Annotated in this window: 15 protein-coding genes; 8 read left to right on the forward strand and 7 right to left on the reverse strand. The window is 71.2% G+C overall.

Annotation, left to right across the window (positions count from 1 at the left end):
* Both DMB66_RS05790 and DMB66_RS05795 read left to right on the forward strand, forming a co-directional pair.
* Positions 1-1716: an IlvD/Edd family dehydratase gene (locus tag DMB66_RS05790; protein ID WP_125802963.1), complete on the forward strand. Its 1716-nt coding sequence runs from the start codon at positions 1-3 to the stop codon at positions 1714-1716.
* A 38-nt stretch (positions 1717-1754) separates the two neighbouring features.
* Complete coding sequence (locus DMB66_RS05795; protein ID WP_125802964.1) at positions 1755-2498, forward strand: maleylpyruvate isomerase family mycothiol-dependent enzyme; 744 nt, start codon at positions 1755-1757, stop codon at positions 2496-2498.
* Positions 2499-2501: 3 nt separating this feature from the next.
* Here the strand turns inward: DMB66_RS05795 and DMB66_RS05800 are convergent, their stop codons facing one another.
* Positions 2502-3191: a histidine phosphatase family protein gene (locus DMB66_RS05800; protein ID WP_125802965.1), complete on the reverse strand. Its 690-nt coding sequence runs from the start codon at positions 3189-3191 to the stop codon at positions 2502-2504.
* Positions 3192-3361: 170 nt separating this feature from the next.
* Between DMB66_RS05800 and DMB66_RS05805 the strand changes: the two genes are divergently transcribed.
* Positions 3362-3985 carry a LysE family transporter gene (locus DMB66_RS05805; protein WP_125802966.1) on the forward strand — a complete coding sequence of 208 codons (624 nt, stop codon included), beginning with the start codon at positions 3362-3364 and terminating at the stop codon, positions 3983-3985.
* 201 nt (positions 3986-4186) lie between these two features.
* Here DMB66_RS05805 and DMB66_RS05810 read toward each other — a convergent pair whose 3' ends face one another.
* A complete protein-coding gene (locus DMB66_RS05810) occupies positions 4187-4873 on the reverse strand; it encodes a DNA alkylation repair protein (RefSeq protein WP_370318337.1) in 687 nt (228 codons plus the stop codon).
* Positions 4874-4900: 27 nt separating this feature from the next.
* On the opposite strand from DMB66_RS05810, the gene DMB66_RS05815 reads away from it, so the two are divergent.
* Positions 4901-5536 (forward strand): acVLRF1 family peptidyl-tRNA hydrolase, encoded by a 636-nt coding sequence (locus DMB66_RS05815; protein WP_125802968.1) that lies wholly within the window; start codon positions 4901-4903, stop codon positions 5534-5536.
* 158 nt (positions 5537-5694) lie between these two features.
* On the opposite strand, the gene DMB66_RS05820 is transcribed toward DMB66_RS05815, so the two are convergent.
* Positions 5695-6615 carry a neutral zinc metallopeptidase gene (locus tag DMB66_RS05820; RefSeq protein ID WP_125802969.1) on the reverse strand — a complete coding sequence of 307 codons (921 nt, stop codon included), beginning with the start codon at positions 6613-6615 and terminating at the stop codon, positions 5695-5697.
* A gap of 217 nt (positions 6616-6832) precedes the next feature.
* On the opposite strand from DMB66_RS05820, the gene DMB66_RS05825 reads away from it, so the two are divergent.
* From DMB66_RS05825 to DMB66_RS05840, 4 genes are all read left to right on the forward strand, one after another.
* Positions 6833-8437: an ABC-F family ATP-binding cassette domain-containing protein gene (locus DMB66_RS05825; protein ID WP_125802970.1), complete on the forward strand. Its 1605-nt coding sequence runs from the start codon at positions 6833-6835 to the stop codon at positions 8435-8437.
* A 489-nt stretch (positions 8438-8926) separates the two neighbouring features.
* Positions 8927-9154, forward strand: coding sequence for a helix-turn-helix domain-containing protein (locus DMB66_RS05830; protein WP_015620263.1), 228 nt, complete (start codon positions 8927-8929; stop codon positions 9152-9154).
* On the forward strand, positions 9151-9930 hold the full coding sequence (locus DMB66_RS05835; RefSeq protein ID WP_125802971.1) for an enoyl-CoA hydratase/isomerase family protein: 780 nt from the start codon (positions 9151-9153) through the stop codon (positions 9928-9930). The genes DMB66_RS05830 and DMB66_RS05835 overlap by 4 nt, the downstream gene beginning before the upstream one ends.
* A gap of 89 nt (positions 9931-10019) precedes the next feature.
* Entirely contained in the window at positions 10020-11969 is a 1950-nt protein-coding gene (locus DMB66_RS05840; protein WP_125802972.1) for an ABC transporter ATP-binding protein, read from the forward strand.
* 10 nt (positions 11970-11979) lie between these two features.
* Here DMB66_RS05840 and DMB66_RS05845 read toward each other — a convergent pair whose 3' ends face one another.
* The 4 genes from DMB66_RS05845 to mug form a co-directional block, all read right to left on the reverse strand.
* Positions 11980-12729, reverse strand: a complete 750-nt coding sequence (locus tag DMB66_RS05845; protein ID WP_125802973.1) for an alpha/beta fold hydrolase — start codon at positions 12727-12729, stop codon at positions 11980-11982.
* Positions 12730-12945: 216 nt separating this feature from the next.
* Entirely contained in the window at positions 12946-13692 is a 747-nt protein-coding gene (locus DMB66_RS05855) for a DUF429 domain-containing protein (RefSeq protein ID WP_125802974.1), read from the reverse strand.
* A gap of 94 nt (positions 13693-13786) precedes the next feature.
* Positions 13787-14386: an SET domain-containing protein gene (locus DMB66_RS05860; RefSeq protein WP_125802975.1), complete on the reverse strand. Its 600-nt coding sequence runs from the start codon at positions 14384-14386 to the stop codon at positions 13787-13789.
* The gene (gene mug / locus DMB66_RS05865) at positions 14383-14955 is read right to left on the reverse strand and encodes a G/U mismatch-specific DNA glycosylase (RefSeq protein ID WP_125803156.1); all 573 of its coding nucleotides are present in this window, start codon (positions 14953-14955) and stop codon (positions 14383-14385) included. Before mug ends, DMB66_RS05860 begins: the two co-directional genes overlap by 4 nt.
* Positions 14956-15128 lie beyond the last annotated feature (173 nt).

The raw sequence follows: 15128 nt of genomic DNA on the forward strand, positions 1-15128 counted from the left end.
ATGCCTGAGCTCCGCAGCGCCCAGTGGTACGCCGGCCAGGACCGCAACTCCTACATCCACCGCGCCTGGATGCGCCGTGGACTACCGAACTCGGCGTTCGAGGGCCGCCCGCAGATCGCGATCGCCAACACCGCCTCCGACCTGACCCCCTGCAACAGCCACCTCGACGAGGTCGCCGAGCACGTCAAGCAGGGGGTCTGGGAGGCCGGCGGCGTCCCGCTCAACCTGCCCGTCGTGTCGATCGGCGAGACCCAGGTCCGCCCGACCGCGATGCTCTGGCGCAACATGGCCGCGATGGCGACCGAGGAGATGCTGCGCGCCAACCCGGTCGACGGCGTGGTGCTGCTCGGCGGCTGCGACAAGACCATCCCGGCGCTGCTCATGGCGGCGGCCTCCGTCGACCTGCCCGCCGTCGTGGTGCCGGGCGGCCCGATGCTCACCGGCACGTTCCGGGGCACGCCGCTGGGCTGCGGCACCGACGTGTGGCGGCTGTCCGAGGAGGTCCGGGCCGGCACGCTCAGCCAGGCGGCCTTCCTCGAGTCCGAATCGTCGATGATCCGCAGCCGCGGCCACTGCAACACCATGGGCACCGCCTCGACCATGGGCCTGCTCGCCGAGGCGCTCGGCGCGGTGCTGCCGGGCACGGCCGGCACCCCGGCCCCGGACAGCCGCTTGCTGGCCCGCTCGCACGAGACCGGCCGGCTGATCGTGGAGATGATCGCCGCGGAGCGCCGGCCCAGCCGGGTGCTGACCACCGGCTCGTTCCACAACGCGATCGTCGCGCTGGCCGCGCTCGGCGGCTCCACCAACGCCGTCGTGCACCTGCTGGCCATCGCGGGCCGGCTCGGCGTGCCACTCACGCTCGCCGACTTCGACCGGATCGGTGCGGACGTGCCGCTGCTGGTCGACCTGCAGCCCGCCGGCAAATACCTGATGGAGGACCTGTACCGGGCCGGCGGCCTGGCCGCGGTGCTGCGCGAGGTGACCGATCTGCTCGACCCGGACGCGATCGACGTCACCGGCCGGCCCTTCGTCGAATCCCTGGCCGAGGCGCGGATCTGGGACCCCGACGTGATCCGCAGCCGGGAGAAGCCGGTGCTGCCCCAGGCCGGCATCGCCGTGCTGCACGGCAACCTGGCGCCGTCCGGTGCGATCATCAAGCCCGCCGCGGCCAGCGCGCACCTGCTGCGCCACCGTGGCCGGGCGGTCGTCTTCGACTCCGTGGAGGACTTCCACCGGCGCATCGACGCGCCGGACCTCGACGTCGACGCGGACTCCGTGCTGGTGCTGCGCGGCTGTGGGCCGCGCGGATACCCCGGCATGCCCGAGGTGGCGAACATGCCACTGCCGACCAAGCTGCTGCACCAGGGCGTCCGCGACATGGTCCGGGTCTGCGACGGACGGATGAGCGGTACGGCGTACGGCACGGTCGTGCTGCACGTGGCGCCGGAGGCGGCCGCCAGCGGGCCCCTGGACCGGGTCCGCGACGGCGACTGGATCACCCTCGACGTGGCGAACCGGCAGCTGTCGGTGGAGGTGCCCGACGACGAACTGGCCGCCCGCGAGCCGTCGGCGGCGCTGCGGGCCGCGTTGGCCCGTCCCGCCCGAGGCTGGCAGAAGTTGTACGTCGACACGGTATTGGGCGCGGAGGTGGGCGCCGACCTGGACTTCCTCGTCGGCGGCAGCGGCGACGCGGTGAGCCGGGAGTCCCACTGAGCCGATTTCTTGTCGGAGGCTGGTGGTAAACCAACGGAATGATTCCGCCGCTGCCCTTTCCCGAGTTACTGGACCTCATCGCCGAGCGCTCGGCCGCCCTCCGGCAAGCCGTGGCGACGGGCGACACCGAGACCCGGGTCCCCGGCTGCCCCGACTGGTCCCTGCGCAAACTGGTCGTCCACCTGGGCGCGGTGCAGCGCTGGTGGGCCGAGGCGGTCGCCGCCGGCCCCGTCGACAGCCCACCGGAGTTCGTCGACCGCGAGCCCGCCGGCGACCTGCTGGAATGGTCCGCCGAGTCGACCCTGCTGCTGATCGACGCGCTGCGCGTGGCCGGCCCCGACCGCGACTGCTGGACGTGGTGGGGCGCCTCGGAAGCGCCGATGACCTCGGGTGCGGTGGCCCGCCACCAGGTCCAGGAGGCGGCCGTGCACGCGTGGGACGCCCAGGAGACCGTCGGCAAGCCCGAGCCGATCCCGGCGGCGGTCGCCGTCGACGCGATCGACGAGTTGATCGTGGTGACCCTGGGCTCGATCGGCGCCTGGCCGCACCGCCCGGCCCGGATCGCGCTGTCGGCGGTGGAGGGCCCGACCTGGCTGGTCGACCTGACCCCCACCGGCGCGCAGGCCGACCCGGTCGCGGGCGGCGACCCGCTCGCGACCCTGCGCGGGTCGGCCAGCGACCTCGTGCTGGCGCTCTACAAGCGGATCCCGCTGGACGGCGTCGAGGTCGACGGCGACCGTGCCGCCGTCGAGGAGTTCCTGACCTGGACGGACACCGAGTAGGACCTAGGCCAGGTGGCCGACCGTGTTGTAGCGGTCCAGCACGAGGCCGCCCGACGAGCCGGTAAAGCTCGTGATCGACGCGTTCCGGACCGGGCCGGCCGCCGCCACGATGGCGGCCAGTCCCGTCCAGTCGAGGCCCTCGATGACATATCGCATCATCAGCACCACCGAATCGTGCGCCACCACCAGGACCCGCTCGTCGGCGTGCTCGCGGTTCAGGTCGTCGAGAAAGGAGGTCAGCCGGACGGCGATGTCGCCGAAGGTCTCGCCGCCCGGCGGCCGGTAGGCATACTCACCGGCCTGCTCGAAGCGGGCCGGCTCGGCCGGGAAACGCTGCCGGATCGCCGCGTGGGTCAGCATCTCAAGCTCCCCGACCAGCCGGTCCACCAGCCGGTCGTCGGTGCCGGGAGCGGGCAGCGACAGCCCGGAGGTCGCGGCGGCGATTCGCCACGTCTCCCGGGCCCGCAGGTACGGCGAAGTGACCACCACCTCGGGCAGCTCACCGCCGGGCAGCGCGGCGAGCCACCGCCCCACCGCCGCCGCCTGCTCGACGCCCAGCTCGGTCAGCTCGACATCGGTGTCGCGTCCGGTCAGTCCGGACTCCAGGAGGTCTTGCGCGTCGGCGAGCGGAAAGGCGACGTTCGCCGTGCTCTGCCCGTGCCGGATCAGGACCAGTTCCGCGACCACACCCATGATCGGAACCCTAACGGCGAAAATCGGTAGCCTCCACCGAAGCGGCCCGGCCATCATGGCGACGTGACCAAGCCGAGCCCGCACCCGACCCTGTCTGCCGCCGCGCCCGCCCGGGCCGCGCGACAGCAGCGTGTCGCCGCCGGCCCGCTGGTCCACCACCCACCCGCGCCATGACCGGGGCGTTCCTGGCCGGCGTGATCGCCGGCTACGGCGTCGCCGTGCCCGTCGGCGCCATCGCCGTCCTGATCGCGGGCCTCACCGCCCGCACCTCCCTGCGCGTCGGCGCGGCGGCCGGCCTGGGCGCGGCCACCGCCGACGGGGTGTACGCGCTGATCGCGGTCCTGGGCGGCGCGGCGCTCGCCGCGGCGATCACCCCGATCGCGACACCGCTGCGCTGGGTGGCGGCGGTGACCTTGATACTCCTGGCGGCCCACACGGCCCGAGCGGCGCTGCGGCCGGATGGCGCCCCGAGGTCTTCGGTGGCCGAGCCACCGGCGGCCGGTATGGCGGGCACGACGACGCCGGGCCGGGCCTACCTGGGGATTCTCGGTCTGACGCTGCTCAACCCCGCCACGATCGTCTACTTCGCCGCGCTGGTCCTGGGCCGCGGCGGCACGGGCGGCGGGGTGTGGTTCGTCGTCGGCGCCTTCCTGGCCTCGGCGAGCTGGCAGCTGCTCATCGCGGGCGGCGGCGCACTGGTGGGCAGGCTGCTGACCGGCGCACGCGGCCGTCTGATCACCTCTCTGGTCTCCAGCGCGGTGATCGCGGTCCTCGCTGTCGCCCTCATCGCCTGACGCGACTCATCCACCCAGCTCCGCAGCCGGTCCGTGGCTGCGGAACCGGGATGTCCGCCCGGCGGCGACCGCGAGGGCGGTCCAGAGAAGTCAGAGAGTTTGATCCGGTTGAATAGCTCTTATCCGAAGCTATATCGATTGCTTTGACAGATTTGGTGCGGTGCGATCCGACGTTGTCGCCGGGGGATCGAATCCGTCCGCTCAGAGGTGCTTGAGGGCCTCGCGGACAGACAGGGGCGAGAGGCGGTCGCGGTTGTCGGAGACGTAGTGGGCCACCGCCTCCGGATCGGTGCGGGCGTAGTGCCGCAGCGACCAGCCGATCGCCTTGCGGATGAAGAAGTCCTTGTGGCCTGCCTGCCGCGTGCAGTAGCCGAACAGCCGGTCGGTGTCCGTATCCGTGCCGTAGTGCAGCTGGTGCAGGATCGCCGTGCGGACCAGCCACATGTCCTCGTCGGCCGACCACGCGTCCATCTCGGCACTGAGCTGCGGGTGCCGGCGCACCAGCCCGCCCACGACCCGGGTCGCCAGCGGATCGACCGTGTCCCACCATGACTTCGTCGTGACCAGCGTGGCGATGGTGGCGAGGAAGGCCGGGCCGGGCACCGCCACGTGGGCCCGCAGCCAGTCACAGGCGAAATACTGGTATTCCCGCTCGCCCCGGCTCCAGCACGCCAGCGCCACCGCGCGCAGGTCTGCCTCGGTCGGCTTGGCAAGCCCGGCGAGCACCGTCCGGGCGAGCGCCCGCTGGGCCGGCGCCGGGATGCCGAGGAACGGAAACTGATCACGCATGTAGGCCTCCGCCTGCACGGCGCGCTCCGGGTCGCGGGCCGCACCGAGGAGCCGGGTCAGCCGTTCCAGCAGCTCGTCGGCGAGCGGTCTGGTCATCATGGGATCCTCTCACCGTAGTGTGACGTCATGAGCGCGAGACCGGCGGCTGGCGGCGGACGATGGGTGGACGTCGCCCCGGAGCGGCTGACCCGCTGGCTGGAGAATTTCGCCGCCCGGCACGGCCCGTGGAGCGCCGCCGGCCTGCTGCTGACCGCCGAGGACGGCGCGACCGCCGAGCTCTCGGCGCCGCCCGGGGCGCCGGATGCGAAAGATCTGGACGAGCTTCGCCGGGAGGCGGGGGAGCCGCGCCGGATCGGCCTGCTGTTGGCCCGCAAAGGTGCGGTCGCGGTCGGCGTGGCGGCCGGCACCAAGCTGGTCGTATCCAAGGTCGACACGCACTACGTGCAGGGGCGCACGGCGGCCGGCGGATGGTCCCAGCAGCGCTTCGCGCGCCGCCGCGACAACCAGGCCAAAGCCGCGGCGGCGGACGGCGCCGGCATCGCGGCCCGCCTGCTCCTGCCGGAGGTACGCACCCTGAGCGCCCTGGTGACCGGCGGCGACCACACGGCGGTGGACACCATCCTGGCGACGCCGAGCCTGCAGCCCCTCGGCACTCTGCGCAGCGGCCGCTTCCTCGAGGTCCCGGAGCCCCGCCGAACGGTCCTGGAGGACGCGATAGCCCAGGCCCGGGCGATCCGAATCCTGGTCCGCGACCCCGCCTGACCGGCCCGGTTGGAGGGCGTGCTGCCACGCACGGACCTGGCAGGGCGAGGGTGGCCGTCCATGAGCCGCCAGGCGATTGGCCGCCCTCGCCCGACCCCGGCGGGAGCGACGGTCAGGGCCATGCAATCAGGCACGACAAGATCTTGATCTTGAAGCCGTCAGCTGACCGCGCCCGCCGCGAAGGTGTCGCACTTCTTCGGCGAGCCCGAGTCGTATCCCTGCCGGAACCATTCCTGGCGCTGGGCGCTCGTGCCGTGGGTGAATTCCGCCGGGTTCACCGATCCGCCGCTCTGCTTCTGCAGGGTGTCGTCGCCGATCTTGGCCGCGGTGTCCAGGCCTTCCTGGATGTCCTGCTGGCTGATGCTCTTGAAGATCTTCTGGCCTGAGCCGTCGTCGGTGCCCGTCGCGTTCTTCGCCCAGGCGCCCGCGTAGCAGTCCGCCTGCAGTTCCAGCTTCACCGACAGCTTGTTCGCGTCGCGGGGGGAGCGTTCCTGCTCGCGGCGCATCGCCGCTTCCGTGCCGAGCAGGTCCTGCACGTGGTGGCCGTATTCGTGGGCCAGCACGTAGGGCTGCGCGAACTCGCCCGGCGCGCCCAACTGCTGCGCCAGCACCTGGTAGAACGTCAGGTCGATGTAGACCTTGTCGTCGGCCGGGCAGTAGAACGGCCCCACGCCGGAGTCGGCGCTGCCGCAGCCGGTCTTGACCGCGTTGGCGAACAGCACCGTCTTGGCCGGCTTGTACTGCTCGCCGAAGCTCGCCGGGAGCGCCTCCACCCAGTAGTCCTGGATCGAGTTGACGTAGAGCACGTTGCGGCAGTCGAGTTGCTTGCGCGCGTCGGACTGGGAGCACTTCTGCGCCAGCCCGGTGTTGTCGCCCGTCTGGGTGGCGCCGCCGTCACTGCCCGTCAGCGTGTTGATCCCGAAGTAGCCGCCGACGATGGCGATCAGCAGCGTCACGATGATGCCGGTGAGACCTCCGCCACCGATGGGCAGTCCGCCGATGCCCCCTCCGCCGCCTCCGGAGGAACGCTGATCGTCGATCTGACTGGTGTCGATCCTGGCGTTCTCGTTGAGTTCCATCGCATCCTCGCTCGCGCTTCCGGCACGTGTGGCGGTCTCGTACCCGGTGATCTTGCTCGCTAATCGGTTGGGAGGTCGTGGTGGGCGCCCGGTACAATTGCCGGGTGCTGCTCTGCGAAGGCTGACCTGCCCCGCGCCGGGCTGGATCTTCCGCGATCCTCCTCGGCGCTTCCGTGTGCCCTGAGCCAGCCTTCTTTTCGAGAGCGAGACGTTCCCCATGATTACCGTCACCGGACTAGAACTGCGCGCCGGCTCCCGGATCCTGATCTCCCCGACCACGCTACGGGTCCAGCCCGGCGACCGGATCGGCCTGGTCGGCCGCAACGGCGCCGGCAAGACCACCACGCTGAAGGTCCTGGCCGGCGAGGGTCAGCCGTATGCGGGTGAGGTCACCCGCACCAGCGAGGTCGGCTACCTGCCGCAGGACCCGCGCACCGGTGACCTGAACGTGACCGCCCGCGATCGGGTGCTGTCCGCCCGCGGCCTGGATGTCCTGTTGTCGCAGATGCAAAAGCTCGAGGTCGAGCTCGAGGAGAGCGCCGACGAGAAGCTGATCCGCCGCTACGGCCAGCTCGAGGACCAGTTCGCCAGCCTGGGCGGATATGCCGCCGAGGCCGAGGCGGCCCGGATCTGCGCCAACCTGGGCCTGCCCGACCGCGCGCTGGCCCAGACGATCGGCACCCTCTCCGGCGGCCAGCGCCGGCGCATCGAGCTGGCCCGCATCCTGTTCCAGAATTCCGGCCAGAACGGCAAGGGCATCCTGCTGCTCGACGAGCCGACCAACCACCTGGACCAGGACTCGATCACCTGGCTGCGCGGCTACATCGCCAACCACAAGGGCGGGCTGATCGTGATCAGCCACGACGTCGACCTGCTGGACGCGGTGGTCAACCGGGTCTGGTATCTGGACGCCAACCGCGCCGAGGTCGACATGTACAACGTGGGCTGGAAGACCTATCTGGCCCAGCGGGAGACCGACGAGCGCCGGCGCCGCCGCGAGCGCGCCAACGCCGAGAAGAAGGCCGGCGCGCTGTTGGCGCAGGCCGACAAGATGCGGGCGAAGGCCACCAAGACCGTCGCGGCGCAGAACATGGCCAAGCGGGCCAACAAGCTGCTCGACGGCCTGGAGGACGTGCGCACCTCCGACAAGGTGGCGAAGGTCCGCTTCCCGAGCCCGGCGCCGTGCGGCAAGACGCCGCTGACCGCGCACGGGCTTTCGAAGTCCTACGGCTCCCTGGAGATCTTCGCGGACGTCGACGTGGCGGTGGACCGCGGTTCCCGGGTCGCCATCCTCGGCCTGAACGGCGCCGGCAAGACCACCCTGCTGCGGATCCTCGGCGGGCACCTGCAGTCCGACACCGGTGAGGTGCGGGCCGGGCACGGGCTCCGGCTGGGCTACTACGCCCAGGAGCACGAGACGCTGGACGTGGACCGCACGATCCTGGAGCACATGCGCAGCGCCGGCTCCGAGCAGACCGACACCGAGCTGCGGAAGATCCTGGGTGCGTTCCTCTTCTCGGGTGACGACGTCGACAAGCCGGCCGGCGTGCTCTCCGGCGGCGAGAAGACCCGGCTCGCGCTCGCCACCCTGGTCTGCTCGGGCGCGAACGTGCTGCTGCTGGACGAGCCGACGAACAACCTCGACCCGGTCAGCCGCGAGCAGGTGCTGGACGCCATCGCCAACTACCCGGGCGCGATCGTGCTGGTCACCCACGATGCGGGGGCCGTGCAGGCGCTCAAGCCGGACCGGGCCATCCTGCTGCCCGACGGCGACGAGGACGCGTGGAGCGACGATCTGCTGGAGCTCGTCGAGTTGGCGTGATCGCCGTCGCTTGATCGAGGATCAACGGCATCGTCGGTTGTCAACTGGTGCCCACACAGACAGTGCGACTCTTGCCCGACCCTGGTCGGTGTGCGGCCGGGTTCGGGCACGTCTGACCCCGCCTCAGGCGACCGTTCGGGCAGTGGTCGATGCCTCTTCGTGCACGTCGCATCGACGCTGAGTGACAGCGTTGTCCGTCCATGGTGTAGTTGATGTTTGTGCAGCTCAGCGGGTGGTCTTGGGGCGGCGGCAGGTATACCACGCCGGGCCGTGGGAGCGTCCGGCAAACGCTCTCCGGCGTCCGATTCCCGACCGGTTCCGGACAGTGTGGCAACTGTCTGACATTGATGCACATGGTGACCGTCGGGTTCCTGACAGTGGTAATTGGGCACGTTGGCTAAGCCGAGATACCTAGCGCATGATCGTTGGAGGCGGTCTAATAGGTGGGACCGGTATCGAACCGCACAGTCTGGGACGTGAGGATTCAACATGGCAGCCACGGGCACAGCCACCAGCACTGAGAAGGGTCGCCGAATCGTCGGAAGCGAGCGCCAGACGCTCGCCAAAGACCTGGTGAAGCGTTACACCTCCGGAGAGAGCATTCGGGCGCTGGCCGCCTCCACCGGGCGGTCCTACGGATTCGTGCACCGGGTGCTTACCGAGTCGGGTGTTCAGCTTCGCCAGCGCGGCGGCGCCCGCCGTCGTAAGAAGGCGTGACGACCAGCGCATCCCCCGGGGCCGAAGCAGGTGTTCGGTATGACCAGGACGGGCCGGTCGCGACGGTGACGTTGTGCCGGCCCGATGTGCTCAATGCACAGACTCCGGCCATGTGGTCCGAGCTCGGCAACATTTCCCGGAAATTACCGGGAGACGTGCGAGTCGTCATTGTCCGGGGAGAAGGGCGGGCCTTTTCCGCGGGCCTCGACTTGTCGGTTGCCCGTGGTGGCGGCGATTCTTCGCTGCCGGAGTTGGCCAAGCTGTCCGCGGACGAGTGCGCGGAACGGATTGCGGGCTTCCAGGAAGCGTTCACCTGGTTACGCCGACCCTCGCTGGTCACCATCGCGGCCGTGCAGGGCCACGCGATCGGGGCCGGATTTCAGCTCGCGCTGAACTGCGACTTCCGGGTGCTCGCCGACGACGCCCGTTTTTCGATGGCCGAAGTGACCCTTGGTCTCGTGCCGGATCTCGGCGGCACCAAGCGGCTGACCGAGCTCGTCGGGCCGTCCCGGGCGCTGGAGATCTGCGTCACCGGCCGGCGGATCGCGGCACAGGAGGCGGACCAGATCGGTCTGGCTACTGCCGTCGTGCCCGGCGCCGACCTGTCCGGCGCGGTCTCCGACCTGGCCGCGGCCGTACTGGCCGCCGACCGGGGCGCCGTCGCCGAGGTCAAGGCGCTGCTCTCCGGCGCGACAAACCGCTCGTACGCCGAGCAGGACCGGGCCGAGCGGGAGGCGCAGACCCGTCGCCTGCGCGACCTCGTCGGCGCCGAGTAAGGACCGATCAGGAAGAAACCGGTTACCTCTCGGGTTGTCATACCCAGCGGGCAGACTGTGCCCTGCCACAGACGCCCGGGAGGTGACGCATGGGCCCGAACTCCAGCGGTTCCAGCTGGATGATGCTGCGCTCGATCCAGAATTCCGAGCGCGTCTCGCAGCACCGGCTCAGCCGGGGCACGACAAAACGGATCCTGCGCTTCGCCCGGCCCTACCGGCGCGACATCATCGTCTTCCTGATCACTGTGGTGTTCGCCGCCGGCATCGGGGTGGCCTCTCCGGTGCTCGCCGGTCACGTGATCAACGCGATCACGGCCGGCGGTTCCGACGCCGCCGCGACGGTCATCAGGCTCGCCTTCATGATCGCCGGCCTGGCGGTCGTCGACGCCTTCCTGTCGCTCGCCCAGCGGTGGTATTCGGCCCGCATCGGCGAGGGGATCATCCTCGACCTGCGCACCAGGGTCTACGACCACGTCCAGCGCATGCCGCTGCAGTTCTTCACCCGGACGCAGACCGGCGCGCTGGTCAGCCGGCTCAACAACGACGTCACCGGCGCCCAGCGGGCCTTCACCTCCACCCTGTCCGGCGTGGTCAGCAACGTGATCCAGCTGGTGCTGACCGCGGCCGTGATGTTCAGCCTCTCCTGGCAGATCACCGCGTTGTCGCTGGTGATGCTGCCGGTCTTCATCATCCCCGCGCGCCGGGTCGGCAAGAAGCTCGCCGAGATCACCCGCGAGTCATACAACCTCGACGCGAAGATGAACGCGACCATGACCGAGCGCTTCAACGTCTCCGGTGCCCTGCTGGTCAAGCTCTTCGGCCGGCCCGACATCGAGGCTGCCCATTTCGGTGGGCGCGCGCAGCGGGTCCGCGACATCGGCGTGCAGCAGGCCATGTTCTCCCGCACCTTCTTCGTCGCCATGCTGCTGGTCGCCTCGCTGGCGCAGGCCCTGACGTACGGGCTCGGCGGCTGGCTCGCGGTCACCGGCAGCGTCACCGCCGGCACTGTCGTCACCCTGGCGCTGCTGCTCACCCGCCTCTACGGCCCGCTCACCGCGCTGAGCAACGTGCGGGTCGACGTGATGAGCGCGCTGGTCTCCTTCGACCGGGTCTTCGAGGTCCTCGACCTGAAGCCGGGCATCGAGGAGAAGCCAGCGGCCGTCACGATCCCGCCCGGCGCGGGCCGGCTCGAGTTCCGCGACGTGCACTTCCGCTACCCGAGCGCCGACGAGGTGTCCCTCGCGACGCTGGAGGACGTGGTCGCCCTCGACCGCACGGAGAACGCGCCGGTGCTGCGCGGCGTCGACTTCACCGTCGAGCCCGGGCAGTTGGTGGCGCTGGTCGGCCCGTCCGGCGCCGGCAAGTCGACCACGTCCATGTTGGTCTCCCGGGTCTACGACGTGACCGAGGGCGCGGTCCGCGTCGGCGGCGTCGACGTGCGCGACGCGACCCTGGAGTCGTTGCGCGACACCATCGGCGTCGTCACCCAGGATTCCCACCTGTTCCACGAGACGATCGCGGAAAACCTGCGGTATGCCCGCCCCGGGGCGACCGAGGAGCAGATGTGGGAGGCGTTGCGCGCCGCCCAGGTCGGCGAGCTGGTCCGCTCGCTGCCCGACGGGCTGGAGACGGTCGTCGGCGAACGCGGCTACCGGTTCTCCGGCGGCGAGAAGCAGCGCATCGCGATCGCCCGGCTGCTGCTCAAGCGCCCGTCGATCGTGATATTGGACGAGGCGACGGCGCACCTCGACAGCGAGTCCGAGGCCGCCGTGCAGCGGGCCCTGACCGTGGCGCTGGAGGGCCGGACGGCGCTGGTCATCGCCCACCGCCTGTCCACGGTTCGCGACGCCGACCAGATCCTGGTCCTGGACGAGGGCCGCATCGTGGAGCGCGGCAAGCACAGCGAGCTGGTCGCCGCCGGTGGGCTCTATGCGGAGCTATACAGCACCCAGTTCGCGGTGGGCGACAGCCCGGCCCTGCCGTTTGCGGAGCACACCGAGCAGGTTGTCGTCCCGGTTCCGCACCCGATCGAGCCCTGACCGACCGGGATCAGGCGCCGCGCAGAAAGTCGAGCAGGAGCGGGTTCACCGCGTCGGGCCGTTCGAGGCTGGGCAGGTGCCCCGCCCAGTCCAGCTCGACGTGGCGGGCCCCGGTGATCCGGTCCGCCAGCTCGACGGCGATCTCCCGGAAGTCGATCACGTCGTGGGCGCCGGAGACGAGCAGCGTCCGGGCGGTGATGGCACCCAGATCCGGCTCGGTCCGCAGCGGCGGAAATTCCTCGGCCGCCAGTTGCACGTCAAAGGCGTGCCGCTGCATCCGGCGCACCTGCTCGCGGGCGGCCTGGCCCGCCGCGGGGCCGACCCACATGTCCACATTGAGCTCGGTCGCCGCGGCGACGTCACCATCGGCGAACAGCGCGTCTTCGCGGTCGCCGAAGGCCCGCAGCTCGGCGCCGGGCTGGTGCCCCGACCGCGCCGTGCACAGCAGCGCGAGAGCGGTCACCCGCTGCGGCCGGCCGGCGGCGATCTCCAGCGCGACCCGGCCCCCGCCGGACGCCCCGACCAGCGCGACCTGCTCCGCACCGAGCGAATCCATCAGCTCGACGACGTCGTCGGCATCGCTGGACGGCCGGTCCGGCACCGGCGAGTCACCGAAGCCCCGAAAGTCGCATCGGACCACCCGGTAGCCGGCCGCGGCCAGCACCGGGACCTGCGGATCCCACATGCGCCGGTCGCACACCGTCGAATGCAGCAGGACCACCGTGGGGCCGTCGCCGGCCACGTCATGTGAAAGCGTCATCGGCGCTCACCCTAGGCATCCGGCCGGTGCCGCGCACCCGCTTTATCCGTAGCCGGGGACCAGCCAGATCGGGAGGTCCATCCAGGGCGCGATGCCCGCGTCGAGGATGGTCTTCGGGTCGGTCCAGCGCAGGTCGGCGTGGCCGCCGGTGGCAGATCTTGTGTTCCGGCTGCGCTGTCCCGGCAGGTCGGTGGCAGATCTTGTGTTCCGGCCGTGCTATCCCGGCAGGTCGGCCAGCGCCGCGGTGGGAATCGCGATCCAGCCCTCGGTCCGGGCGGCGGGCAACTCCCGCTCGTCGGGGCGGCAGACCTGATCGCGTACGGCGGCCCGGGCGGTCAACGCCGCCACTACCGCGTCGAGTGCGTGGTCGCTGCGCCGGCACAGCTCTTCGTGCTCGCCCAGGTCGAGCCAGGGTGCGGCCTGGTGGAGGCGGTCGACGACGATCCCCAGCGTCTCCTGGTTCCTGGTGGTCTTGTAGCCACGCCAGGGCAGGCCCCACACCTTCAGGGACGCGGCGGGATAGACCTCCACGACCGTGCCGGAACCGCTGCGATCGACGCTGCGCCCGGCTTGAGCCAGCCGGGTCTGCAGCGCGGCGCAGCGCATCGCCGTGTGCCCGATCCGGTCCGCGGACACGCTCAGCGGCACCAGCCCGGTCAGCCGGCGGGCCACCTCGTCGGTGTGCCGCCAGGCCAGCCGGCGCCGCCATTGCCGGGCGTCCACTCCCTCGGGGACCGGCACCACGCCGGCCCGGTGGGCGCTGACGAAGGTCACGAAGTCGTCCGGCCAGCCCAGCGGGCAGTCGACGCCGATCTTCACGGCTTCCCCGGTCAGGGCGACGATCATGTCGTCATCCGCGGGCACGGCCACCAGACGCACCGTCGCACTCGTGGCGGACCAGGCGATGGCGGCGACCGCGGTCCCGGCCGGATCGGCGGCGAGGTCAACTCCGGCTGTCAGCACGCGCCGACCGTACGCCGGTCGGCAGAACCGGAGTGACGCGCCGGGCGCTCCGGGCTAGAGATTTTCCCGGGCGATGCAACGTAATGGGGTCGAGCTACGTCATTGAGGTGGGGGCCTGGGGAGGCACCCCGATGCCACCGGAAGTCGGGTCAGTGCCCCCGCTGGCCTGACTTTCGGCTGGGTCGGTCCGGCCGGCGATCCGGGCGAGCAGCATCGGGATCCAGTGCTCGCCGTAGCGGATCCGCAGGTCAGCGCGGCGCCAGTCGGCACCGGTCACCGTGCCACGGCACAGCGCCGAGCCGCAGGTGCAATCCATCGTGAAGGCCGGCTCCGCGGTGCTCGTGGCGTAGTCGTTCGTCAGCTCCTCACCCACCGCGATCGCGCGCCGGGCCGCCAACTCGTACGGCCCGACCCACCACAGATTCGGATCACAGCCGTGATTGCCGTAACCGTTGGGGCGGCGCGGCGGCAGGACGAGATGCTCGGTCTCGCTCACGGTGATCGTGTCGACGTACGGCTGCTCCGGGTCGGCGATGAGCCGGCGCAGTTCCGCCCACGACACCAGCCGGCCGCCGAGCCGGGAAACGACCGTGCCCGCCGCGATCGGCTGCCGGGCGAACAGCCCCCGGCCCTCGATCGGTGAGTCGCGCACCTCGACACCGGGATGCAGCCAGCAGTCGGCCTCGGGTGTCACCGCTCCGCCGCCTCCCGCAGGCCCGCGTATGACGCCGCCAGCGTGTCCACGGTGTAGTGCGCGTTCAGGCCGCTCGGATTCGGCAGCACCCACACCGGCACCCCGCCGATCGTCTCCTCCTGCATCCCCATCCGGGCCTTCGGCCGGCCGAAGGCGGCGCGGTAGGCGGTCACACCGAGCACGGCGAGACACCGCGGCTGCCAGGTCGCCATCAGCTTCGCCAGCAGCCGGCCGCCGTCGACGAGCTCCGCGGGGGAGAGCTCGTCGGCCCGCGCGGTCGCCCGGGCGACCACGTTGGTGATGCCCAGGCCCAGCTCCGGCAGCGTCCCCTGCTGCGACGGATGCAGCAGGGTGGGTGTGAAACCGGCCCGGTGCAGCGCGGGCCAGAACCGGTTTCCCGGCCGGGCGAAGTGGTGGCCGGTCGCGGCCGAATACAGGCTCGGGTTGATGCCGGAGAACATCACCCGCAGGCCGGGGCCGACCAGGTCGTCGATGATGCGGTCCGCGGCGGCGGCGACCTCGTCGGGCGTCGGCGACCGGTACGCGGGCGGCGGCGCGGCGGACAGCATCCACCAAGCGTATCGACCGGCAACCGGCAGCGTATCGACCGGCGGCGGGCGAGCGTATCGACCGGCAGCCGGCAGCGTATCGACCGGCGGCGGGCAAGCGTATCGACCGGCAGCCGAGTCGATCACGGAGGCGCGGGAAGGCTCGCCGAGGTGGACCGGCGCCGGTTCACCTC

Source organism: Actinoplanes sp. ATCC 53533 (genome assembly GCF_003947245.1).

Bases quoted from the DNA above. Each gene is read 5' to 3' on its own strand.
- DMB66_RS05810 (WP_370318337.1), bottom strand. From the start codon at position 4,873: ATGATGACCAGACCGCTCGCCGACGAGCTGCTGGAACGGCTGACCCGG.
- DMB66_RS05795 (WP_125802964.1), top strand. From the start codon at position 1,755: ATGATTCCGCCGCTGCCCTTTCCCGAGTTACTGGACCTCATCGCCGAG.
- DMB66_RS05845 (WP_125802973.1), bottom strand. From the start codon at position 12,729: ATGACGCTTTCACATGACGTGGCCGGCGACGGCCCCACGGTGGTCCTG.
- DMB66_RS05790 (WP_125802963.1), top strand. From the start codon at position 1: ATGCCTGAGCTCCGCAGCGCCCAGTGGTACGCCGGCCAGGACCGCAAC.
- DMB66_RS05800 (WP_125802965.1), bottom strand. From the start codon at position 3,191: ATGGGTGTGGTCGCGGAACTGGTCCTGATCCGGCACGGGCAGAGCACG.
- DMB66_RS05815 (WP_125802968.1), top strand. From the start codon at position 4,901: ATGAGCGCGAGACCGGCGGCTGGCGGCGGACGATGGGTGGACGTCGCC.
- DMB66_RS05840 (WP_125802972.1), top strand. From the start codon at position 10,020: ATGGGCCCGAACTCCAGCGGTTCCAGCTGGATGATGCTGCGCTCGATC.
- mug (WP_125803156.1), bottom strand. From the start codon at position 14,955: ATGCTGTCCGCCGCGCCGCCGCCCGCGTACCGGTCGCCGACGCCCGAC.
- DMB66_RS05805 (WP_125802966.1), top strand. From the start codon at position 3,362: ATGACCGGGGCGTTCCTGGCCGGCGTGATCGCCGGCTACGGCGTCGCC.
- DMB66_RS05830 (WP_015620263.1), top strand. From the start codon at position 8,927: ATGGCAGCCACGGGCACAGCCACCAGCACTGAGAAGGGTCGCCGAATC.
- DMB66_RS05820 (WP_125802969.1), bottom strand. From the start codon at position 6,615: ATGGAACTCAACGAGAACGCCAGGATCGACACCAGTCAGATCGACGAT.
- DMB66_RS05825 (WP_125802970.1), top strand. From the start codon at position 6,833: ATGATTACCGTCACCGGACTAGAACTGCGCGCCGGCTCCCGGATCCTG.